Below are 21,337 nucleotides of genomic sequence, written 5' to 3'. Positions count from 1 at the left end.
CTCGCGCGTTCGGAGAGCGCCGCATCCTCGCACTGGATCGGGACTTGCCCTTTTCGAGCGAGGAGACGCGGATGAGGAACGAGGAACTTCACGCATGGGTCAAGAAGGTCGCCGAACACACCAAGCCCGACGCCGTCCGATGGTGCGATGGAACGCCCTTGGAAGCCCGAGCACTCGAAGATCGGATGGTCGCCAGCGGAGAACTCGTCCGGCTCAACGAGCGATTCCCGCATAGCTTCCTTCATCGCACGGATCCCATGGACGGTGAGGACGGTAACCGCGTGTCGGTCATCTGCACGAAATACGAAGATGACGCCGGGCCCACCAATGAGTGGATGAGCCCGGAGGACGCCGAACGCACCGTCTGGCCTCGTTACGACGGCATCATGCGCGGACGAACGATGTACGTGGTGCCGTACCTGCTCGGCCCGGCCCACTCTTCGCACGGGCGCATCGGAGTTCAGATCACCGACAGCGCCTACGTCGCGGCGAGCCTCGGGATCATGACCCGCGTCGGCCAACTCGCCATTCGCCAGCTCGGCCCGAATCCGCATTTCGTCAAAGGGCTTCACAGCGTGGGCGATCTTTCGCCCCACCGGCGCTTCGTTTTTCATTTTCCGCAGACGAAGACCATTTGGAGCCTCGGCTCCGAATATGCGACGAATGCCATTTTGAGCAAGGAATGCCACGCACTGCGCCTGGCCAGTGCGGAAGCATGCGAGGAGGGCTGGATGGCCGAACACATGACGGTGTTCGGCCTCACCAGCCCGAGCGGCGTCACACGGTACATCGCCGCCGCGTTCCCCAATGGGTGTGGGAAGACGAACCTGGCCATGCTCACACCGGGGCTGCCCGGATGGAAGGTGGAAACCATCGGCGACGATATTTGCTGGATGCATGTCGGCGACGACGGCCGCCTTTGGGCGCTCAACCCGCTCGCCGGCTTTTTTGGCGTGGCGCCCGGCACGAATCCAAAGACGCACCGCAACGTGCTCGCGGCCATGGCGCGGCATGTTCTATTCACCAACACGGCCCTGCGTGCGGATGGCTCGCCCTGGTGGGAAGGGCTCGAGCCAGTTCCCAATGGCGAAACGCTCATCGACTGGCGCGGAAAGGCTTGGACGTCGAAAAACTCGAGTCCGGCGGCGCATCCCAATGCAAGATTCGCCGTGTCGGCGCGCCGATGCCCGACCGTGGGTCCGAGCTTCGATGCGCCCAATGGTGTTCCCATTTCGGCCATCCTCTTCGGCGGGCGACGCTCGAAGCTGGTGCCACTGGTCTTCGAAACGCACGACTGGGCGCACGGCGTCTACACGGGCGCAACGTTGGTTTCCGAGACGCCCATTGCCGAGAACGGCTCCGGGGGAATGCCCTCCAACGATCCCATGGCCATGCTGCCGTTCTGCGGCATCAACATGGGCGAGTATTTTCGTCACTGGTTGCGCATCGGCGAGCGATTGACTCGCCCGCCGCGCATCTTCCAGGTCAATTGGTTCCGCACCGATGACGAAGGCAAGCTTCTATGGCCAGGCTTCGGTGAGAACATTCGCGTTCTCGAATGGATCCTCGAGCGGGTCGAGGGACGCGGCCACGCGATCGAAACGCCGCTCGGGCGGATCCCCACGCGGACGGATTTGAACCTCGCAGGATTGGATATGAGCCCGGACCGATTCGAGGAGCTCATGGACGTGGAGCCGCGCGCGTGGCTGGACGAGGCCCTTAGGAACGAGCCGTTCCTGCATCAATTCGGGCCGCGTTGGCCCGAACGACTCGAACAGGAGCACCGCGCCTTCATCGCTCGCCTCCGCAGCGCGCTCCAATGAGGGGCGCGGCTCGACTTCGCGGTTCGCCGACCCTGGCTTGGTTTCTGCTCCGTGCGCAGGTGCAGCCTGATTCTCAGACGAGGACGAAACTCGGGCAGAAACCCAAATAGGCTTTGGCGGTGAGCTCCCCGTCGGCGGAGAGCGACACTTTCACGTCGAGCTGCCGCTGCAGGTTCACCAGCCAGGGTGTCTCGGGCAGATCATGCGTGGCGTCGCCCATCCAATCGAGCGCAGCGCGGCTCTTTTCTGCGCTCGCGAGGCCGCGATCGATCAAGATGCGCATGAACGCACGCCACGCAGGGTGGTTGCCATCGCGCGATGGCAGCGGAAACTCCATGGCCAGGGACGGACGCACGGTCTCGCCGAGATCCAGCTGGACGGATGCCATTTCGAAGTGTGTGCCGAGCCACCCATGGATTTCGGCCGCCAGGGCGCGATTGCCCGGCCACTCGATCGCGGCGAGCCAATCGAGCACGCTCTCCATCGGCACGGCCGCGAGAACGCGCAGGTCGCGCGAGCCTCGATGCGGAATCACCCCGACGTGGAGCACGCGCCCCTTGGAAGGCAACCTCTGCGCGCACCTGCGAAGGCCATCGAGCGCGGCACCGTCCACCGCCGTTCCGAGCAAGGGCGCGAGGCCACGTTCGGCCAGAGCGCGCACGCGCAAAGGTACGATGGGCAACGCGCGTGAGGCATGAGGGAAACCCGGGTCGACACAGAATTGAATGAACGGTGGACTCGGACTCGGACTCGGACTCGCGCCGGAGGTCGCCAGATCGTGCTCGACCCAGAACAGCGGCACATCGGCGAGCTCATTGTTCGCGGCGAGCCAGGTACGGAAAAACGGCAAAATAGGCTCGAGGCCATGATCGGCGGGCCAAGTGGACTCCTCCGGCAGCTGCGTGCCATTTGCGCCCGCCACGGGGCGCGATACGCGAAAAAGCATATCGACGCGGTCCACGGCGGGCGCAAAGCGGCATTCGAAGATTCCCCACTCGAAGATGGCCGGCAGACGCGCGGTATGGGCTTCGAGCCTGGACCGCACCGAAGGCGAAATCAGCGTTTCGGATACATACGGCAACAGCGCTCGAACGAGCGCGCGCGGCGGCAGAGTGGGCATCTTCGTTCGATCAGCTCATCGTTGCGTGGGTGGTTCGCGCGGCCGCCGGTTTCGTTCCTTCGATGCTCTTCTTTTCCTCTTCTTCCGGCCACGCCCAGGCCAAGAGCCCGTGCGGAGGTGTGGTCACGACGGGAAGCAGCAACGCGGCCTGGCGTGCAACCTCCGCAACGATGTGCTCGACGTTGCGACTGCGCAATAGAGTTAGGGTCTCCTGCGGTACGCCGTACTCCTGGAAAACGGCAGGAGCGTCGAGCGCCAATCGATCGACCAGGTGGCGGTCCCGTGCGAGATCCGCGAGCAAAAAGAGAAGGTGTCCGTTGGAATGGATATTCATCTTGGTATTCTCCTCAGGGCAAGGTGCGGGCGAGCCCCGCATCCGTGATTTCAGGCGCAAAACGGGACGGGAGGGCACTCGCGAAGAAGAGATTCCCGCGGTTGGAATCCCACGTAGCCTCAACCAAATCGTGGACGGGCGAGGCGCGATATGTGATGCGGACTTCGACGCCCGACGCGATGCCGCCGGCAAGCGAGATCCAGTTCTCGCCGGGAACGAATGCCCACCCGTTCCGGGGCACCTCGCGTCCGGCAACGCGGACGCTGGTGATCGAAACGACGCGACGCTCCGGGAGCGTGATCACGGGGCCGTGCGGCTCCTGGTGGCTGCGCCACACGTATTCTCGGTCGGTGACGGCGCGGCTGCGCGTGTCGGCGACGGCCAGCCCTTGCCCGACGGCGATGCCCTTGCCCGCCGTTTCGAAATCGGGTTCACGGGAGAACGTCCCCTCGGCGCGACCGCGAAAGAACCACAAGGGTCCGCCCTTTACCTTTTCGCCCCATTGGCTGGCCACCAAATCGAGAAAGCCGTCATCGTTCACGTCGGCGAGAAGCAACATGGATGCGTAATGGGCCGTTCGCGACCGCCACACCGACTCAGATCGAGCCGTATCCGGGCGAAAGAGCACAACATCGCTCACGCAGGGTGGACCGCCTGGAACACACGTACGTGTGGCGGCAAGCGCGAGATGCGGGCCGGGCCCAATGCGACCGGAGTCGATCGAAAAGACGACGCCGGCGGTGGACTCCGATTGCCATGCGGCTTTCAATGCAAACCGCGGTGCGGGTGGGCTACCTCGAAAGAGCGAAATGTCTTCACCGCCAAAGGCCAGGTCCATCCACCCGTCCTGGTCGACATCGGCCGCATGCACGCTGAAGCCGAACATGGGCTTTTCGCTCGTCCAATCTCGCGCGGGATGCAGCCGGCCTCCCTCGTTCAGGTACACGCGCGCCGGTTCGCGCCTGCGCTCCTGGGTGGGGGGCGGCACCGGCATATTGAACGCGGACACCGCCAGGTCGAGCTTTCCGTCTCCGTTCATGTCCGCGAGATCGCAATCGAAGGAACCGTAGCCTTCTGCAATCCGCTGCGAGGGCAGGCTCTCCAGACGGCCCTGGTGGTTCATGTAAATCTTGATGCCGCCGCCCTGGGTGTGCCGCGACTTGTCGAGTGGAACCGAGACGGCGACGTCGGTCCATCCGTCCCCATCGATATCGCCCACCGCGACGTTGCCGAGATAGTCGATATCGTCCGAGTACCAGTCAGGGTAAGCGGAGAACGGGGTCGAAGCACCGGACTTGGTGGCGGCGTGGTTCAAATAGAGCGTCAGAGGCTGCGGGCTCATATCGTTGCCGTTGGCGACGATCAAATCCGGAGCCCCGTCTCCGTCGAAATCCGTGAGCGCCACGCCCGTGGCGAAGGCGCCATCCTTGGCACTTTCGAACGGCGGCGCTCGGCCGTAAATGGCCGCAAGCGGCTCCCGTGGGTGCGCTGCGGGTATGCGATTCGACACGCGATCAGGCCCCGCATGGCCCGCGGCACAGCCTGCGAGACTTACCAGAAATGCGACGGCCTCCGCGTGGATGCGCAACTTGGATTTCATGCGGTCGATGGCCAATGCGATGCTCCTCGTGCCGTGATTCCGCGAATGAAGGTCCTTATGCGTCTTCGTTCAGGGTCGGTCAAGAAGCAAAAAGAATCTCGACCACCGTGATCAGTTGTTGCGCGCTTTCTGCTTCGCAGACACGCAACATCGAAGTACGAATTTAGTACAATCAACAAAGACGGCAGCCCACGACACCGTTCAGGTGAGATGGACGGCAGCAAGGTCGACGGGCGGTGGACACACGTCGTTTCGGCGCATGGTCGCCTCTCCGACCGGATCCCGAGGAGCGCACGAACGCACACCAACGCAGTACCGCCATGACACGGGAAAAATCGCAGCGCGCGGCCCGGGCGCAATCGTTTAACCGATGGCTCCGCATGCACTGTGTTTTCATGTGCGCGTACGACTCCGAGGCCTGCGCGACCGGGGCACGTCCTTTGCGATACGAATTCCCCATTGATGCCTGGAGCCAACGCCCCGCGCACGCGACGCACTTTCCGCGTGCCCCGCATCCTGGGACTCTTGGTGCTACTCGTCACGACTTTGGCGGCACGCCCCACGCGCGCCGAGTCGAACCAGGGCGGGCGCACGTTCGATCTCGGTCGCCTCGTCGAGCAAAGCATTCGCTTCGTTCATGACAAGACGCACACGAACGATCCCGATGCGAGCACGATGGCCGATCCTTGGCGCCTCTCCTTCCTGGTGACGGCGGAGTCCCTCTTTCCTTCGCCGGACCCCGCCTTTCGGGATCGTTTCGTTCAGCTCACGGCATTCGGGGCGACGCTCACACCCCACCGTGCACGCCATTTCGGTATCCCGAGGCCCGCCGTCCGTGTTTCGGAGTTACCCCTTGGGGACTCCGTGCAGGTGTCGCTCGTCGCACGCGATTGGAATGGATCGGTGTCGATCTTCGGACGCGGTGCGCTCCTTACGGACCATTATCCGCTCACGCGTTCGAGTCGCGTCCTGGTCGGTCGCCTGAGCGCCCAGGTGGGGCCCTTCGTTCCCTTCGTGCACGTCGGCGCCGGGACATGGCGCTTCGATCCGAACTTGATGCCGCTGTTCCCTCGCCAGCAGGAATTCGCCGTGCAGTTCAGCGCGGGACTCGCGATGCATCTCACCCCGCGCGTGAGCTTCGCGTGCGAAGTCGACCACATGATGCTCGCCGTCGAAACGCGCGATCATCACACGGCGTTCGATCCGCACATCATCGCATCGTTCGCCGTGCTGCAAATCGCGCGCTGATTCCGCGCGGTGTCCAGGCCTCGTCACTCATCCTTCCGAGGTGCGCCGCGCTTTCGGCGGAAAAGCTCTAGAAGGGCCGCAAACATGCGCCCCCCGAGCTCGATGCGCGCGTCGTCCTCTCGTTCCGCTATGGCGATGCCCGCAATGAGCGCGGCAATGCCCGGGGCTTCGGCGCGACCGAATTTGCCATCTTTGACATCGATATCGTGGACGATTTCTGCGATGACCGAGAGACCTGGCTCTCGAATATCGAATTGCTCGAGCAGCGTTTCGAAGGTGCACGCATCGCCGACGTGTGTGAACTCGCCCTCGTACATGTCGAAGGTGACTTCGCCCTCCTTGGCGCGGTATCCCTGGCCCGGAACGAAGGAGAACCTCGCATCGGGGTCGATGAAGCGGCGAATGAGCCATGCGCTCGCAATGCGATCGACGTGCACGTTTTTGCGCGTGACCCAGGTGCGTCCGCGGTACACCTCGGGTCGCGGACGCGACGTCTCCTCAGGGGCCGACTTTTCCCCACGGCGAAACCGCTTCTCGAACGCCAATAGAGCAGATTCGGCCGATTCGCGGCCCGAGGCCGCGAAAAAGTCGATGGCGAGAATCTCACTCAGGCGCTTGCGCAAACGCACCAGGTCCGACTCCAGCACGGGACGGCGTTCGTCGTCGCGCGCGAGACGAGGTGGGAGTTCGCGGGTGATCTGGCGCGCTTCCTCGGCCAATTGCATGTAATCGGCATCCCGTGCCGCATGGAAGAGTAGCTCGATTTGATCATCACGAAGCCCCTCGACGAAGGTGGCTTTGCAGAGTGTGGCCTCGCCGCCTTCTGTGGCGATCTCGCGCGCGACCCATTGCAGATCCTCGTGGGTCTGCTCGTTGAGCGGCAAGACGTAAACCGAGTTCTTGATGGCGACGGCGCCGAGCCGTGCCAGCCGCCTGCCGACTTTCGCGCGAAAGTACGCCGGCTTTGGGGGGATCTGATGAATAAGGAGGAGCCACCGCGGCTCATGGGTTTCGTCGCGCATGTCCGACGAATATATCAGTTGTGCAACTGGACACCCATGGTATCACAGTTGTGAGTTCAGGCAGCTCTTCGTCGGACAACGGAAAGCCTAGGAGGGTGCAAGATGAGGATGGCACTCTTGAGTCTCTGCCTCGGCGCAGCCTTGGGCGCCACGAGCGAGCACACCGCACCGCATGCACGAAGTTTCGACCAAGACTCGGTCTCGGCGGCGCCGCAAGGCTTCACCTTCGGGCGGACCGGCCAGGGCAAACCGGGACGCTGGATCGTCCGTGCCGAGCCCGATGCGCCCAGCAAGCCGAACGTGCTGGCGCAGGTGGATACGGACAATACCGATTATCGATTTCCCGTGGCGGTGGCGAATGAACCTTCACCGAAGGACGTACGCGTCCGAGTTCGTTGCAAGCCGGTATCGGGCAAAGTCGACCAGGCGTGCGGCCTCGTCTTTCGTTACCAAGACGAGAACAATTACGTGCTCACCCGTGCCAACGCGCTCGAGAACAACGTGAGGCTCTACGTCGTCAAGAACGGCAGCCGCAAACAGATCGCAACGTGGAGTGGAACCGTGAAGAACGGCGCATGGCACGACTTCCAAGTCGAGGCGCGAGGCGACCACATCGAGGTGAAATGGGACGGTACGAAAGTGCTCGATCACCACGACGGTACCTTCCTCGATGCCGGGCGTGCCGGAGTATGGACCAAGGCTGACTCGGTCACCTATTTCGATGACCTCAGTGTGGAGGCGCTATGACGCAGGCGATTTCAAGACGTGGAGCGATGATTTCCGCAGCGACCGGAGGCACCGCCCTTCTTTCGGGATTTACGCCAGGGTGCGCGCCCGCCGCGCAAGCAAAGGGGACGGCCATGCCTTCTTCCGCATTGCTGAACCCCGTCCCGCAGGGCATCGCGTTCGCGGGCAAGCACGAGGTGAAGCCCCTGCCCTTCCAACCCTCGTCGCTCAAGGGGCTCTCGGAAAAGCTGATGGTGTCCCATCATGACAACAATTACGCGGGCGCCGTCAAAAACTTGAATCGCGTGGAGGAAGAGCTTTCCCGCGTCACGAAGGAGACGCCCGCCTTCGTGGTGGGTGGATTGAAACAGAGCGAACTCACATTCCGCAACTCGGCCACACTGCATGAACTGTATTTCGCGAACCTCGGTGGCAACGGCCGCCCGAGCGGAGACATCGAGAAGGTGCTCGGCGAGGCTTACGGCAGCTTCCCTCGTTGGGAAGAGCTCTTTCGCGCAACGGGCGCGAGCCTCGGCGGTGGAAGCGGCTGGGTCGTGACCACGTGGGATTTGCACCGCGATGTGCCCTATACGTTCTGGTCTGGCAATCACACGCAGGCATTCTCGGCATCGGCCACCTTGCTCGTGATGGATATGTACGAGCACGCCTATCAAATGGATTACGGTGCCGCGGCGGCGAAATACATCGACGCCTTTTTCGCCAACATCCACTGGGACGAAGTAAACCGCCGCCTCGAGCGCGCGCGCCGGGCAGCCGCCGCGTTGCGCGCATAGGGCTCTCTCCACGATGAACGATTCTTCTTATTCGCTTCGAGCTCTTGCCCTCTATTTCTTACGCTTGGGGGCGCTGGGTTTCGGCGGTCCCATCGCACTTGCAGGATACATGCAACGCGATCTCGTCGAACGCGAGCGATGGATCACGAAAGACGAATACGTCGAAGGTCTTGCGCTCGCGCAACTTGCGCCCGGGCCGCTCGCCGCCCAGCTCGCAACGTACCTCGGTTGGGTACGCGGTGGCGTCTTTGGTGCGACGCTCATCAGCGTCGCGTTCATTTTGCCCTCGTTTCTCATGGTCGTGGCCCTTTCGGCCGCCTATTTGCGGTTCGGCGGGCTCGAATGGATAAAGGGGCTCTTTTATGGAATTGGCGCCGCGGTCATCGCGATCATCGCCCGAAGCGTCGTCAAACTTGCCAAAATGACGCTGATCAAAGATCGGCTCCTTTGGGCCGTGTTCGCGATCAACGCCGGCGTGACCGCGTGGACGGAGTCGGAAATCGTGTGGCTCTTTCTCGCCAGCGGATTGCTTCTCTTTTTTCTGCGCGGCCGTCCCACGGGGCCGCTGGCGACACCTGGAGTGTCGGCGATGTTTCCACTCGATATCGTGGTTACGGGCCTTTCGGGCGCCGCGTCCAACGAGACACTTTGGAGGATCGGCCTCTTCTTCGCGGAGGGCGGTGCCGTCGTGTTCGGGAGCGGGCTAGCCATCGTTCCGTTCTTGCACGGCGGCGTGGTGAACGAGCACCATTGGCTGACGGAGCGACAGTTCCTCGACGCGGTAGCGGTGGCCATGATTACGCCGGGCCCGGTCGTCATCACCGTCGCGTTCATCGGCTACCTCGTGGCGGGCCCACTCGGTGCGACCATCGCCGCACTCGGCGTTTTTCTGCCCTGCTACCTCTTCGTGGTGATTCCCGCGCCCTACTTCAAGCGATACGCGAAAAACCCGAGCATCAGCGCCTTCGTGAGTGGCGTCACGGCCGCGGCAACCGGTGCGATTGCCGGCGCGGGATTCGTGTTGGGTCGCCGGGCACTTCTCGATGCGCCGACGGTCATCATTGCCGCCGTGACATTGCTCGCCCTGATGAAGCTGAAGAAGGCTCCAGAGCCGTTGGTGATCCTCGGCGCGGGCGCCGTTGGGTTGCTGCTCCGGGGTTGGTCGTGAGATGGTGAGGCCGAGGACATGAAAGCGACACGACGGGAGGTGTTGACCGGCGGCGCGGCGCTCCTCGGCGCGGTGATGGTGGGCTGCAAGCGAGGCAGCTCGGAGGCGGTGGTTTACACGTCCGTCGATCAGGTCTTCGCCGAGCCCGTGTTTCGGGCCATCGAGTCGAAAACCGGAATCAAAGTTCGTCCCGTCTTCGACACCGAGGAGACCAAGAGCACGGGCGTGATGAACCGCATCATCGCGGAGGGTTCCAATCCGCAGGCGGACGTCTTCTGGTCAGGCGATCCCGTGAGGCCACTCTCGCTGGCCAAACGCGGACTCGTCGAACCGTATGTCTCGCCCGAAGCCGCCGCACTCCCCGCGCTACTGCGCGCAGGTGACGGAACATGGACCGGAATTGCCGCACGCGCCAGGGTTCTTCTCGTCAACACCTCCAAAGTCCCCGCTGGCGAGCGACCCACTACGATTCGTGATCTGGTGAATGCGCATTGGAAAGGACGAATCGCATTGGCGAATCCACTTTTCGGAACGACGACGATGCACGTGGCAGCGCTCGCATCGATTTGGGGCGACGATGCACTGATGGCTTTTCTCGATGCCGCACGGGCGAACGGCGCGCGCATGGCCAGCTCGAATGGGGAGGTGAAGCGACTCGTCGCCTCCGGCGATGTGGCCTTTGGCGTGACCGACACCGACGATGCCGATGAAGCCCGCAAAGATGGCGCACCGGTCGAAGCGGTCTATCCCGACCAACGTGATCTCGGCACGCTGGTCATCCCTAGCGCCGTCGTGCGGGTGCGGGGCGGACCGCACGCAGAGGGCTCGAAGAAGCTCATCGACGGCCTTCTCTCCGCCGACACGGAGAAACGGATGGCCGAGTCCGGGGCGCACATGCCGCTTCGCTCGGGTGTGCCGGTGCCCGAGGGCGTGCGGCGGGTCAGCGATCTGCACGCGATGAACGTGGACTTCTCCAAGGTTGCGGATGCCATGGACCGCCTTCAAGGTCGACTCAAGCAATGGGTTGGACTCTAGCGCGACGAGCGCAAGCACCCGCCGCGCTTCTTTTCGCCGCCGTAGCTCTGGGCATGGCGATCGTGTGGCCCCTCGCGCACGTACTGCTCGGCATTGACGCGCAAAGCCTCTCCGTTCTCGCGCGTGGAACCACCTGGGTACTTCTCGGTCGCACGGTCGCCTTGGGCCTCGGTGTGACGGCAGCCACCGCGGTCTTTGGTATTCCACTCGGAGCCGTATTTGCGCGTGCTCGAATTCCGGCGCGGCGATGGTGGATGGCCATTCATGCTTTGCCGCTTTTTCTGTCGCCGTTCATCGTCGCGCTCGGATGGTTCCACTTGCTCGGTGAGCGCGGACTCGCAGGCTCCGTGCGCACGTCCGCCCTATTCTTCGGCCCCGCCGGGGTCATGTTGGTTCTCACGACGGCGTTCACCCCCGTCGTAACGGCGCTCACGATGCTTGGGATCACCGGCCTCGATCCGTCGATCGAAGAAGCCGCCCTGCTCGTGGCACGCCCATGGCGTGTGCTCGCGCACGTGTTGGTGCCTGCCGTGCGATCGCGCATTGCCGTCGCGGCGCTCATCGTCTTTTCCTTGACGCTCTCCGAGGTGGGCGTGCCCATGTTCTTGCGCGTTCCCGTGTACGGTGCCGCGGTGTTTGCACGGCTCGGCGGGGTCGATTTTGCACCCGGCGAAGCGGCCTCGCTCGGATTGCCGATGATCGTGCTGGGTCTCGTTCTCATCGCGTTAGAGCGGGCGCTTGCTCCGTCGAGCGGCTCGCTCCGTTTTCGATGGCAGGCGCGCTCTCCCCTCGATTTCGGTGCAGGGCCGCTGGCCATGGCCGCAGCCGCGGGACTCGTCGCCGCCTTTCCGCTGTTCGCGCTCGCGGCCCGTGCCGTTCCGGGCGTTGGACGATGCTGGTCATGGACCGGCTCGAGTCTCGTGAACAGCCTCGCGGTGTCCGGTGCGGCGGCAGCCATGACCATGAGCATTGCCCTGTTCGCGGGGCACGCACTCGCGCGCGGATCGGTGTGGGCAAGCGCCATGGATCGCGTCGCCGCAACCGGTTTCTTCCTCCCATCCGCCGTTCTGGGCTCGGGCATCATCGCCGCATGGAATCATCCTGCCACGCAAGTCCTGTACGGCAGCCTCGCCATCATCATCGTGGGATTCGTCGCGCGCTACACCGCACTCGGCCTGCGCATCGTGGCCGCCTCGATCGCGAACACCTCCCGAGCGTACGAAGACGCCGCTTCCGTGGCCGGCGCAGGATATTTCCGCCGGCTCTCTCGAATCGTCGCGCCCATGCATGCTCGTGAACTCGTAGTGGCCATGGGCATCACCTTGGTCTTCTGCCTCCGCGATCTCGAGACCGCCGTCCTCTTCTACCCGCCGGGCGGCGAGACCCTCACGGTTCGCATTTTTACCCTCGAGGCCAATGGCCCATCGTCGGTTGTCGCCGCACTCGCGCTTCTTCAGGTGATCCTCACGCTCGCCGTCGTGAGCATCGGAGCGATCGTCCTGAGGAGTCTCCCATGACTATCGTGCTGGAGCTGGAACACGTCTCGCTGTCACTCGGCGGACGGGCCGTGCTGTCCGACGTCTCCCTCTCGCTGCACGAAGGAGAAAGTCTCGCACTGATAGGTCCATCGGGAAGCGGAAAAACGAGCCTCTTGCGCGTCGCCCTCGGACTCGTTGCCCCTTCCTCAGGGGCCGTTATTATCGGCGGACAGCCGGCCAGTGCTCCCGGCCGTATTCTGCTTCCGCCCGACGGGCGCACCGCCGGGGCCGTTTTTCAAGATCTCGCACTCTGGCCGCATTTGACGGTATTCGACAATTTGGATTTCGGGCTCGCGGCAAAGCGCCTTCCAAAGCCACGACGTGCACACGCCATCGAAACGATGTTGGCCCAGGTGGGCCTGTCGGGACTCGCGCATCGAAAACCGCACGAGCTCTCCGGCGGACAGCAGCAGCGCGTCGCCCTCGCACGTGCACTGGTGCTGGAGCCCAAATGGGTCGCCCTCGACGAGCCGTTCACGAACCTCGATATCGTGCTCAAAGACGATATCCTCGAGCTCCTCGCGTCGCTGCTCCGTGCCCGGAACGCGGCCGCCCTCGTCGTGGCCCACGATCCCCGAGAAGCGATGCGCCTCGCCGATCGCATCGCCGTCCTCGAGGAGGGAAAACTCGTGCAGCTCGGCACGCCGGCGGCGCTGGCCATGGCGCCGGCCAGCGCGTTCATCCTCGCCTTTACACGGTACGAGCACGCGCGCAAGCTCGAGTAAGGCTGGCCATCTGCATTTCGTTCAAGACCCGTCGACGGGGATCCGCTAGGGCACTTGGCATGACGGTTCCCCTTCCCTTGGTCATCGGCGGGTTCGTTGCCTTGGCAGTATTCGCCTGGCTCCTCTCGTCGTTCCTCTCCAAGGCGGCGCGCGGGGCGGTCACCAAACGGCTCGATCGGAGCGTCGCCGAATCTTCGCTGTCCGAGGCCGAGCTGCGGGAGCAGGCACTTCGGGACGAGGATTGGTTTGCGCCGCTTGCCCGATTGGTGGGCGACGAGCGCATCGTCGGTGTGGTCGAGGCGGGTTTTCCCAAGTCGGCATCCGGCGCCGCCGTGCGCGGGGTGTTCAACTTCGTGGGGCAGTTTGCCGGCGTCAAGGTGGTCGACAAGGATTGCGGTGTCTATCTGGCCGTGTCCGCGACGCATTTGCACTATGTCGTATTCGACAAAGGGCATGTCGAGGAACACGTCACCTGGGAACGCGCTCGTCTATCCGAGCTGGCCATGCGGCAATCCCTCGATGTCTCCGAGAAAGGGAAGCAGGGAGCCATCGTGGTGTTCGACCGCGAGGTGACCATCGTCGCCGAGGACGACCGGCTCGTCGTTCCGGTGGCCTCCTTCATCAGCCGTGGGCCTCGCGCACGCCCCACCTTCGGTCCGCCGCGCGATGCACACGTGATGCTGCACGCCCTCACCAAAGGCTTTCTCCGCGAACTCGAGTCCACCTCCGTTCGCGGGCGGTGACGCGCCTCCGCCGCGCCCTGCGACACCTTCTTTGGGAACCCGCGGGTTTCTAGTAAGGTCGAAGCTCGACGTGGCGACCCGAAAACGAGACACATCCACTTCAGCGGGACCGGTCCGACGCGGAGACGCCGAGCGGCTACCGCGAGGCCGCCACGGGCTTACGCGCGAAGAAGTGCGCACCTCGCAGCGTACGCGATTGATGGATGCCATGGCCGAGTTGGCGGCGGAGAAAGGCTATGCCAACGTCACCATCGGCGATCTCGTGGCGCTCGGCGGTCTGGCCAAGCGAACCTTTTACGATTATTTCCCCGACAAGGACGCGTGTGCTCTTGCCGCGGCGGAACACTTCGCGGAAAAGATCCTCGCGACCATCATCCGCCCCCACGATCGCGAGCTGGATCTGTACTCGCGTGTGCAGCAGTCGGTGAGCCGCATGCTCGAAGTCTTTGCCCAGCACCCGGCGTACTCACGCACCTTTCTCGTCGAAATATGGGCCACCGGCCCCAAAGTGATTGCGCGCCGCCTCGACGTCGATCGTCAGATCGCCCGCCTGCTGGTCGCGTTGAGCCAAGACGTTTCGGCGCACCGGCCGGAGGCACGCGCCATCGAGGAGGCACACGCACTCGCCGTGATTGGCGCCGTGAACGAAACGCTCTATCGGGTCGTCTTCCTCGAGGGCGCCGAGAACCTGCCGCGGCACACCGATAAATTGGTCCGCATCGTCACGGGCCTGCTCATGGCGCAAATTCCCACACCGGAACGCCCCGCTCCGCGAAGCCGCCGCAATCGTGATTCCGGAACTACGAAATAAGATTGGAGCATGCATGGCCGTTCGCTGGGTGATTGCCGTCGCCGCCATCCTCGCCCTGCTCGCAACGGGATGTTCGGGCCGGGCCTCGGTCGAGCAGCCTCGCTCGATTCCAAAAGCGCAACCTGCGCTCGAGCGCGACACCGTGGTCACGGGACACCGCGTTCGCTATGCGCTTCATCTCGCAGAGCAGCCAAATCTCGTCTATCACCTCGATTGCATCACGGGCGCTGCTTTCTGCGCGCAGGCCATCTATCGCGAGCTCTGGGCCACATTCGGCCTCGATGCGGCGGACGAAGCGGCCCTGGCAAAGTGGAAAGCGCTGCGTGCACGGCACGGAGGAGAGCTCCGTCGGCTCGACCTCCACCGGTCCGAGCAGCCGCTCTTGGCCTCGTCCGGTGTGTTCGACGTGGCGGAGCGCCAACGCATCGCCGGCCTCCGCGCGCGCACCTTGGACGCGCATCAGCAGACGATGGCGTTGCTCTCGAGCGACGCCGATGCGGCAGGGCTTCACGACGTGCTCGAGCGCTTCGCGCCCCGATTTGGAACGTGGTGGCGGCAGCGCGGGTTCGCCGCAGGGTCGGCTTTTTTCGACGGATTTGAGCGTGTGCTAGCTGATTCCTTTTTGGATTCGACCATCGAGAAGGCGGCTCACTTTTACGAATCGGATCTTCCTTCGGGAACGACGTTCCAGATTCATGTTCTGGTCCAACCGCGTTCGGCCAGGAAAATGAGCGTAGCCTATCAGCTCGAAGGAGATGCCGTGGTCGAGGCTCCCGAAGGGGGAACGCCGGAAAGCCTCATCGATGTCGTCGCACACGAGTTGTTTCATTATCTGTTCTTCCGAATGGCCCCGGAGCGCCAAGCCGCGCTCCTCACCAGCGTGTGCACTTCGGACGATCCGTTTTCCGTCGCCGCGTACGGGATGCTCGACGAGGCGGTTGCGGCCACCCTCGGCAATGGCATCGTCGGCCGGCACTATATGCCGCCCGATGCGTTTTCGGCGCAAGTCGCGCGCGGCTTCATTCAGTATCGGGCCGCGGGATCGGTGGCGCGCGAGCTGCTGCCCTCGATGCAAGCCGTTCTCGATCGGGGCACGCTCATTTCGTCTCCTGAATTTTGGCGCACCTTCGGCGCCGCCGTGCAGGCGTCGTACGAGGGAGGGCGGCCGCGCCCGATCGATTATTTGCACAATGAAGTATCGATTGCCGAACCGCCATTCGGGAGCGCCGCCCAGCGATTGCGCGATGCTGCGTGGGCGGGGTTTCCCTATCTTCGCGAGTACACCTCGTTGGATGTCGAAGCAAAGACCTATCTCGTGGCCCACCCCTTCATGAACGCGGCACTTTTCGTTCAGGGGCAACCTTCCCCTGGACTCCTCGAGACGCTCGCGCCGGCCAGCAAGCGTTCCGCGGTCATGCCATCGCTCGGTAAAGGTCTGCCAGGTTTCGTCTATGCCGCGCCCCGCACCGCGAAGTCCTACCTCTTCGTCTTCGCGGCGAACGACGGAAAGACGATGGAAGACTTGGTCGATCGGTTCATCGCACTCCCGGCGATGGCGGAAGGCGTGCTGGTCGAGCGGAAGTAGCCGCGCGCTCGACGGCGCGTGCGATGGAGGCGAACGTAAGTCCCATATCGTGCGCGGTCGTCTGCCAATTGGAAACGGAGATGCGCATCGCCGTGGTGCCGTGCCACGAGGTGGGGCCCAGCCAACAGGTGCCCTCCTCTTGCACGTGGCGGATGACCATGCGGGTGAATTCCCCGGCATCGATATCTGGCGCGTGAAATCGAACGAGGACCTGGTTGAGCACCACCTCGTTCAACACGGTGGCCCCCTCGAGCGTGCGGAGGCGCCCGGCGAGATCGGCCGCGTGGGCGCAGCAGCGATCGACCAGATCGCTCACGCCCCGGCGGCCCAACGAGCGCAGGGCCGCGTAGATGGGAAAGGCGCGCGCCCGTCGCGAGGACTCGGGACCCCAATCCTGGCCATCGCGTTCGCCGCCCGCCGCCCCCACGAGGTACGCTGCGCGCGCATTGCGCAAGGCACGCGCGTGGGCCGCCGAATCGCGAACGATGGAGATGCCGCAGTCGTACGGCACGTTGAGCCATTTGTGGCCGTCGATGGCCCAAGAATCCGCCTCGGCGGCGCCGGCGACGAGCGCCCGCTTGCTCGTGCTCGCAGCGGCCCACAAGCCGAAGGCGCCATCGACATGAAGCCACGCACCCCGCGCATGTGCGAGCTGCGCGATCTCACCGAGCGGATCGAACGCGCCCGTGTTCACGCACCCGGCCTGGGCACAAACGATGACGGGCCCCGTGCAGGCCGCCAATGTCGATTGCAGAGCGGCACTTCGCATGCGCCCTTGCTCGTCGGCTTCGACGACGCGGACTTGCTCCCTGCCGATGCCCAGAAATCGCAGCGCGGTGTAAATGGTCGCGTGGGCTTCGGCCCCGACCACCACCGTGATCCTGGGGGCCGCCGCGAGACCGCGTTCTTCCACGTCCCAATCGAGCCGCCGCAAAACTTCGTCGCGGGCCGCGGCCAACCCGGAGAAGTTCGCCATTTGCCCTCCCGTCACCAAGCCGACGCTGGCCGACGCCGGTAGGCCCAAGAGATCGAGCAGCCATTCCGCAACCACCGTTTCGACGACCGACGCCGCCGGCGACGTCAAGTAGAGCGCCGCATTTTGATCCCAGACCGCCGTGAGCCAGTCCGCGGCCAAGGCGGCAGGCAGCGACCCTCCAATGACGAAACCGAAATAACGAGGCCCCGCACTGGCCACGAGCCCGGCATCGACATGGCTCGCAAGCGCGCGAATCACCTCCGACGGGTCTTCCCCCGCGTCGGCCAAAGGCCCGCCCAATCGCTCGCGAAGCGTACTGGCCGCGACGGGCCGCGCGACCGGCCTGTCCGCTACGTGCTCGAGATACTGCGTGGCAGCGTCGAACGCCGCCTGCAAAGGCGCTTTGTGCATGCCCCCACTATAGGGAGCACACTCTTTGGCAAAAGACACAGTCGCGATGGATTCCTGCAGAACAGTTCACGCAGAAGCCGTCACGATCCATGCGGCGCCGGAAAGTGAGACGCCCTGATCGGTGGCCCGCTCTGCCAATGCCGTACGGATCGAGGTGAGGCCCCGTCGACGCACATCCTCCGGTTGCTCCGCCAACATGCTCGCAAATGGGCCGACGCGCAGCGTTTGGTCCAACGATTCGTCGGCATCGGCCGCGACGTACAACGGTGCATCGAAGGGCGCGATCGCCATGTTGGTGAATCCCGCCTGGCGCAAGACACGTTCAATGCGCTGTTGGTCGCCAAACGCAAATGGCCCTGGCACGAGCGGATCCACGGGCGGCATATTCGGGAGCACCGCCTGCAAAGCGCGATATGGAACGCGGAACCAATCGTTTTCCATCGCGCCTCGCCAGCAAACGAACGCGAGGCGACCGTTGGGTCGCAGCGCCGTGCGAAGATGCGCGAACGCTCCCTCGGGGTCGTCGAAGAACATGACGCCGAATCGGGAGAACAGAACGTCGAAGCTCTCGGGGGCGAAACCATGGCGGCTGGCGTCGGCCAACTCGAAGGCGACATTCGTGCCTTGTGCGAGCTCGCGGGCCCGTGCGATCAGCGGGCCCGAAACGTCGACCCCGACCCCGCGTCCGCCGGGGAGCACCCGACGCACGATCTCGCGTGTCGTAGCGCCCGGGCCGCAGCCCACGTCGAGCACGACTTCGCCCGGGCGCAGATTCGCCGCGCTGAAAGCGGCCTCGCCAAACGCGGTGAAACTTCGATCGAGCCATTCGTGGTGCGCGAGCCACCGAGCCCCTCGCGCGCCGTTCCAATCGTCGATCTGCCGTTGATTCATTTCGTCCATGCATTCGATGTAGTCCCAACGGCGATGGACTTCGAGGGCGCCGTTTTCGATCCGGTCGGCGGATCTTTCGATCGTCGAAAATGTTGGTCCGCGTCGTGCATCGATGAACGAACATGACAATACGAATTTTTCCCTATGCTGGTTTCGTGGGTCTGGCTTGGCTCATCGCCGCAGGTTGGAGTTGCAAAGACCCATTCGACGAGGCAGCGACCGAGTGGCCTGCGTATGGCCGAGATCCCGGCGGTGCACGGCATTCGCCGCTTGCGCAAATCACGCGGGACAACGTGGCACGGCTCGGCGTCGCCTGGACGTATCGCACCGGCGATATGCCGAACGCCGGCGAATCCAAAGCAAATACGTTTCAAGCGACTCCCATTTATCTGGATGGTACGCTGTACGTCAGCAGCGGCTACAATCGCGTGTTCGCGCTCGACCCGGATACAGGAGTACCACGATGGATCTTCGATCCGAAGGTCGATACCAACGTCCCGGGTCGCTACCTCGTCTCGCGCGGGATCAGCGCCTGGCGCGACGATGGCGGAGCCGTATGCGCGCGGCGTCTCTTCGTGACCACCACGGATGCGCGGCTGATGGCCATCGACGCGGCAACCGGCCAGCTCTGCCCAGGCTTCGGCACGGGTGGGACCGTGGATCTGAACGAAGGGATCCCTGACGCGTCGCCCGGTATTTACAGCGTGTCGTCGCCCCCCGCGGTGGTCGGCGATGTCGTCGTCGTGGGATCCGCCGTGGCCGACAACGTGGGGGTCGACGTGTCCCCGGGCACCGTTCGCGGCTTCGATGCACGAACGGGAAGGCTGATCTGGGCGTGGGATCCGATTCCGCGCAGCCCCGCCGATCCCGGGTACGAGGCCTGGGCTCCGGAAGATGCCGCACGCACCCGGGCGGCCAACGTTTGGAGCGTGATGACGGCGGACCCCCAACGCGATCTCGTGTTTTTGCCCACGAGCTCCCCTTCCCCCGATTTTTACGGTGGCATGCGCAAGGGCCCGGGACCGCACGCGAATTCGGTGGTGGCGCTGCGCGCATCGACGGGAAAGCTGGTGTGGGCCTTCCAGGCCATTCATCACGATTTGTGGGATTACGATGTACCGGCATCGCCCGCGCTCGTGCGCATCCAGCGTGACGGCCAATCGATCGACGCTGTGACCGTGGCCACCAAGGCGGGAAATCTGTTCTTTCTCGACCGCGATACGGGCAAACCCCTCTGGCCGGTGGAGGAGCGGCCCGTGCCCCCGAGTGACGTTCCCGGCGAAGAAGCCCATCCGACGCAGCCCTTTTCGCAGGTGACGCCGAATCTCGTTGGGGATACCACACTTCGCCCGGAGGACGCATGGGGCGTCACGGATGCCGAACGCGAAGATTGCCGCGCGATGATCGCGGGTGCGCGGTCGGAGGGCATCTTCACACCGCCGAGTTTGCACGGATCCATCGAATATCCGGGCTCGCTGGGCGGCATCAACTGGGGAGGCGTTGCCGTCGACGCAGGGCGCGCCTTGCTCTTTGCGAGCGTCAACCGCTTCGGCAACGTCGTAAGGCTGATCCCGCGCTCGGAGCCGGATACTCCGCTGCCGGGCGAGGTCATCCAAGGGCAGCTCGGGACCCCTTACAAAGTGGGGCGGCGCTTGCTGTCGCACCCCACGACGCGACGGCCGTGCACCAAGCCGCCGTGGGGAAAATTGGTCGCCGTCGATCTCACGACGGGCGGCATCCGATGGGAAATCCCCGTCGGGCGATTCCCGGGCACCGAGCAGCTGCCCGGCTCCGAGGCATGGGGTTCCTTTACCTTGGGCGGCCCCATCGTCACCGACGGCGGCCTCGCCTTCCTCGGCGCTACGCAAGACGATGCCATCCGTGCCTTCGACACCGACACCGGCCACGAACTGTGGAAGCACGCATTGCCGGCCGGTGGACAAGCCACACCGATGACCTATCGCTCGCCCAAAGGGCGACAGTTCGTGGTCATTGCCGCGGGCGGAAGCATCGGGCTCGGGCGGCCGGCAGGAGATCACTTGGTAGCCTTCGCATTGCCGTGAATTTCGGGGTTGAACGCGCATCGTCACCCGCATTGCGCAAATGAAGTTTCGTACGACGAGCGCCAATTTGGCGCTCGTCCGCGTGTTTTGGCGGCCATGTCCGACCCTGACCGTTGGGATGGATCGAAGGGCACGTCGAAAGGACGCAAAATCCCCTATCACGCACGATCCAATACCGGTGCCACGGTTCGTGTTTCGCATATGCGAAGGGAAGCGGCAGCGCCTTTGCGCAAACGCCGCACGACGCCACGACCTAGGTAGCACGAATTTACCGACTTAAATCGATATACGATGTCTCTTCCGCACACGCCAATGCAAACGATCGACATTATAATGCGATATTCGTCGATTGGTTGACTGGACGCCGCCGTCCACTCCGATGCGGTGGAGTGGACGATATGCTCCACACGTGACGACGACGTCAAACCCATTGACCGCAGTAAAGGACAGGCTATACCGCCGACGGTAACCGGTAGACATCACGAATATAAATGTCTACATCGGCTTGCCATTACCAAAACTCGCTCTCACGAATTGCGAGCCATAAATTAATATTTGGCTCAAGCAAGCATGACGGCGCATATCGCCGTCCTTTCGATTGGTATTTGGAATATAAACTCCCAATCACATTTGTGAATCCGACGATTCGAAATCGCGTGGCAGATTGCGAACCCTCGTATTAGACTGCGGTCGGCAGCGCGTTCCCTGGGGCGGCACCGTCATT

At 63.7% G+C, this 21,337-nt stretch carries 18 protein-coding genes; 12 read left to right on the top strand and 6 right to left on the bottom strand.

Going from position 1 to position 21,337, the window contains the following annotated elements:
• Positions 1-71: 71 nt before the first annotated feature.
• The gene (locus tag LZC95_05200) at positions 72-1,823 is read left to right on the top strand and encodes a phosphoenolpyruvate carboxykinase (GTP) (protein ID WXA96231.1); all 1,752 of its coding nucleotides are present in this window, start codon (positions 72-74) and stop codon (positions 1,821-1,823) included.
• Between the two features lie 73 nt (positions 1,824-1,896).
• On the opposite strand, the gene LZC95_05195 is transcribed toward LZC95_05200, so the two are convergent.
• Genes LZC95_05195 through LZC95_05185 form a run of 3 tightly spaced genes read right to left on the bottom strand, consistent with a single transcriptional unit; the run spans position 1,897 to position 4,877 of the window.
• The gene (locus tag LZC95_05195) at positions 1,897-2,943 is read right to left on the bottom strand and encodes a hypothetical protein (GenBank protein WXA96230.1); all 1,047 of its coding nucleotides are present in this window, start codon (positions 2,941-2,943) and stop codon (positions 1,897-1,899) included.
• 10 nt (positions 2,944-2,953) lie between these two features.
• Entirely contained in the window at positions 2,954-3,277 is a 324-nt protein-coding gene (locus LZC95_05190) for a hypothetical protein (GenBank protein WXA96229.1), read from the bottom strand.
• A gap of 13 nt (positions 3,278-3,290) precedes the next feature.
• Positions 3,291-4,877 carry a VCBS repeat-containing protein gene (locus LZC95_05185; protein WXA96228.1) on the bottom strand — a complete coding sequence of 529 codons (1,587 nt, stop codon included), beginning with the start codon at positions 4,875-4,877 and terminating at the stop codon, positions 3,291-3,293.
• A 504-nt stretch (positions 4,878-5,381) separates the two neighbouring features.
• Between LZC95_05185 and LZC95_05180 the strand changes: the two genes are divergently transcribed.
• A complete protein-coding gene (locus tag LZC95_05180) occupies positions 5,382-6,125 on the top strand; it encodes a hypothetical protein (protein WXA96227.1) in 744 nt (247 codons plus the stop codon).
• A gap of 23 nt (positions 6,126-6,148) precedes the next feature.
• Here LZC95_05180 and LZC95_05175 read toward each other — a convergent pair whose 3' ends face one another.
• On the bottom strand, positions 6,149-7,147 hold the full coding sequence (locus tag LZC95_05175; GenBank protein ID WXA96226.1) for a chromate resistance protein: 999 nt from the start codon (positions 7,145-7,147) through the stop codon (positions 6,149-6,151).
• A 102-nt stretch (positions 7,148-7,249) separates the two neighbouring features.
• Between LZC95_05175 and LZC95_05170 the strand changes: the two genes are divergently transcribed.
• The 9 genes from LZC95_05170 (at position 7,250) to LZC95_05130 (ending at position 16,272) form a co-directional block, all read left to right on the top strand.
• Positions 7,250-7,894, top strand: a complete 645-nt coding sequence (locus tag LZC95_05170; protein ID WXA96225.1) for a DUF1080 domain-containing protein — start codon at positions 7,250-7,252, stop codon at positions 7,892-7,894.
• 113 nt (positions 7,895-8,007) lie between these two features.
• On the top strand, positions 8,008-8,667 hold the full coding sequence (locus LZC95_05165) for a hypothetical protein (GenBank protein WXA96224.1): 660 nt from the start codon (positions 8,008-8,010) through the stop codon (positions 8,665-8,667).
• A 13-nt stretch (positions 8,668-8,680) separates the two neighbouring features.
• Positions 8,681-9,835: a chromate transporter gene (locus tag LZC95_05160; protein ID WXA96223.1), complete on the top strand. Its 1,155-nt coding sequence runs from the start codon at positions 8,681-8,683 to the stop codon at positions 9,833-9,835.
• 18 nt (positions 9,836-9,853) lie between these two features.
• Entirely contained in the window at positions 9,854-10,870 is a 1,017-nt protein-coding gene (locus LZC95_05155) for an extracellular solute-binding protein (protein ID WXA96222.1), read from the top strand.
• Between the two features lie 53 nt (positions 10,871-10,923).
• Complete coding sequence (locus tag LZC95_05150; protein WXA96221.1) at positions 10,924-12,387, top strand: hypothetical protein; 1,464 nt, start codon at positions 10,924-10,926, stop codon at positions 12,385-12,387.
• The gene (locus tag LZC95_05145) at positions 12,384-13,133 is read left to right on the top strand and encodes an ABC transporter ATP-binding protein (protein WXA96220.1); all 750 of its coding nucleotides are present in this window, start codon (positions 12,384-12,386) and stop codon (positions 13,131-13,133) included. The genes LZC95_05150 and LZC95_05145 overlap by 4 nt, the downstream gene beginning before the upstream one ends.
• Before the next feature lie 59 nt (positions 13,134-13,192).
• The gene (locus LZC95_05140) at positions 13,193-13,876 is read left to right on the top strand and encodes a hypothetical protein (GenBank protein WXA96219.1); all 684 of its coding nucleotides are present in this window, start codon (positions 13,193-13,195) and stop codon (positions 13,874-13,876) included.
• Positions 13,877-14,048: 172 nt separating this feature from the next.
• Positions 14,049-14,687 carry a TetR/AcrR family transcriptional regulator gene (locus tag LZC95_05135; protein ID WXA96218.1) on the top strand — a complete coding sequence of 213 codons (639 nt, stop codon included), beginning with the start codon at positions 14,049-14,051 and terminating at the stop codon, positions 14,685-14,687.
• A gap of 13 nt (positions 14,688-14,700) precedes the next feature.
• Positions 14,701-16,272, top strand: a complete 1,572-nt coding sequence (locus tag LZC95_05130) for a hypothetical protein (protein ID WXA96217.1) — start codon at positions 14,701-14,703, stop codon at positions 16,270-16,272.
• Here the strand turns inward: LZC95_05130 and LZC95_05125 are convergent.
• Complete coding sequence (locus LZC95_05125; GenBank protein WXA96216.1) at positions 16,223-17,659, bottom strand: aminotransferase class V-fold PLP-dependent enzyme; 1,437 nt, start codon at positions 17,657-17,659, stop codon at positions 16,223-16,225. The two genes, LZC95_05130 and LZC95_05125, sit on opposite strands and share 50 nt — an antisense overlap.
• A 66-nt stretch (positions 17,660-17,725) precedes the next feature.
• The gene (locus LZC95_05120) at positions 17,726-18,559 is read right to left on the bottom strand and encodes a methyltransferase domain-containing protein (protein ID WXA96215.1); all 834 of its coding nucleotides are present in this window, start codon (positions 18,557-18,559) and stop codon (positions 17,726-17,728) included.
• Between the two features lie 113 nt (positions 18,560-18,672).
• Here LZC95_05120 and LZC95_05115 point away from each other — a divergent pair, with 113 nt between their 5' ends.
• Positions 18,673-20,613 (top strand): pyrroloquinoline quinone-dependent dehydrogenase, encoded by a 1,941-nt coding sequence (locus LZC95_05115; protein ID WXA96214.1) that lies wholly within the window; start codon positions 18,673-18,675, stop codon positions 20,611-20,613.
• Positions 20,614-21,337 lie beyond the last annotated feature (724 nt).

The organism is Sorangiineae bacterium MSr12523 (genome assembly GCA_037157775.1).
Classification (GTDB): domain Bacteria; phylum Myxococcota_A; class Polyangia; order Polyangiales; family Polyangiaceae; genus Pendulispora; species Pendulispora brunnea.
Note: the sequence above shows the minus strand (reverse complement) of the source record. Positions and strands in the feature narration are given on the sequence as shown.

What these genes read in the sequence shown, in the direction of transcription:
- LZC95_05190 (WXA96229.1), bottom strand. Translation starts at nt 3,277, where the DNA reads ATGAATATCCATTCCAACGGACACCTTCTCTTTTTGCTCGCGGATCTC.
- LZC95_05130 (WXA96217.1), top strand. Translation starts at nt 14,701, where the DNA reads ATGGCCGTTCGCTGGGTGATTGCCGTCGCCGCCATCCTCGCCCTGCTC.
- LZC95_05185 (WXA96228.1), bottom strand. Translation starts at nt 4,877, where the DNA reads ATGAAATCCAAGTTGCGCATCCACGCGGAGGCCGTCGCATTTCTGGTA.
- LZC95_05155 (WXA96222.1), top strand. Translation starts at nt 9,854, where the DNA reads ATGAAAGCGACACGACGGGAGGTGTTGACCGGCGGCGCGGCGCTCCTC.
- LZC95_05140 (WXA96219.1), top strand. Translation starts at nt 13,193, where the DNA reads ATGACGGTTCCCCTTCCCTTGGTCATCGGCGGGTTCGTTGCCTTGGCA.
- LZC95_05150 (WXA96221.1), top strand. Translation starts at nt 10,924, where the DNA reads ATGGCGATCGTGTGGCCCCTCGCGCACGTACTGCTCGGCATTGACGCG.
- LZC95_05120 (WXA96215.1), bottom strand. Translation starts at nt 18,559, where the DNA reads ATGGACGAAATGAATCAACGGCAGATCGACGATTGGAACGGCGCGCGA.
- LZC95_05165 (WXA96224.1), top strand. Translation starts at nt 8,008, where the DNA reads ATGCCTTCTTCCGCATTGCTGAACCCCGTCCCGCAGGGCATCGCGTTC.
- LZC95_05125 (WXA96216.1), bottom strand. Translation starts at nt 17,659, where the DNA reads ATGCACAAAGCGCCTTTGCAGGCGGCGTTCGACGCTGCCACGCAGTAT.
- LZC95_05195 (WXA96230.1), bottom strand. Translation starts at nt 2,943, where the DNA reads ATGCCCACTCTGCCGCCGCGCGCGCTCGTTCGAGCGCTGTTGCCGTAT.
- LZC95_05170 (WXA96225.1), top strand. Translation starts at nt 7,250, where the DNA reads ATGAGGATGGCACTCTTGAGTCTCTGCCTCGGCGCAGCCTTGGGCGCC.
- LZC95_05175 (WXA96226.1), bottom strand. Translation starts at nt 7,147, where the DNA reads ATGCGCGACGAAACCCATGAGCCGCGGTGGCTCCTCCTTATTCATCAG.
- LZC95_05115 (WXA96214.1), top strand. Translation starts at nt 18,673, where the DNA reads ATGACAATACGAATTTTTCCCTATGCTGGTTTCGTGGGTCTGGCTTGG.
- LZC95_05160 (WXA96223.1), top strand. Translation starts at nt 8,681, where the DNA reads ATGAACGATTCTTCTTATTCGCTTCGAGCTCTTGCCCTCTATTTCTTA.
- LZC95_05200 (WXA96231.1), top strand. Translation starts at nt 72, where the DNA reads ATGAGGAACGAGGAACTTCACGCATGGGTCAAGAAGGTCGCCGAACAC.
- LZC95_05145 (WXA96220.1), top strand. Translation starts at nt 12,384, where the DNA reads ATGACTATCGTGCTGGAGCTGGAACACGTCTCGCTGTCACTCGGCGGA.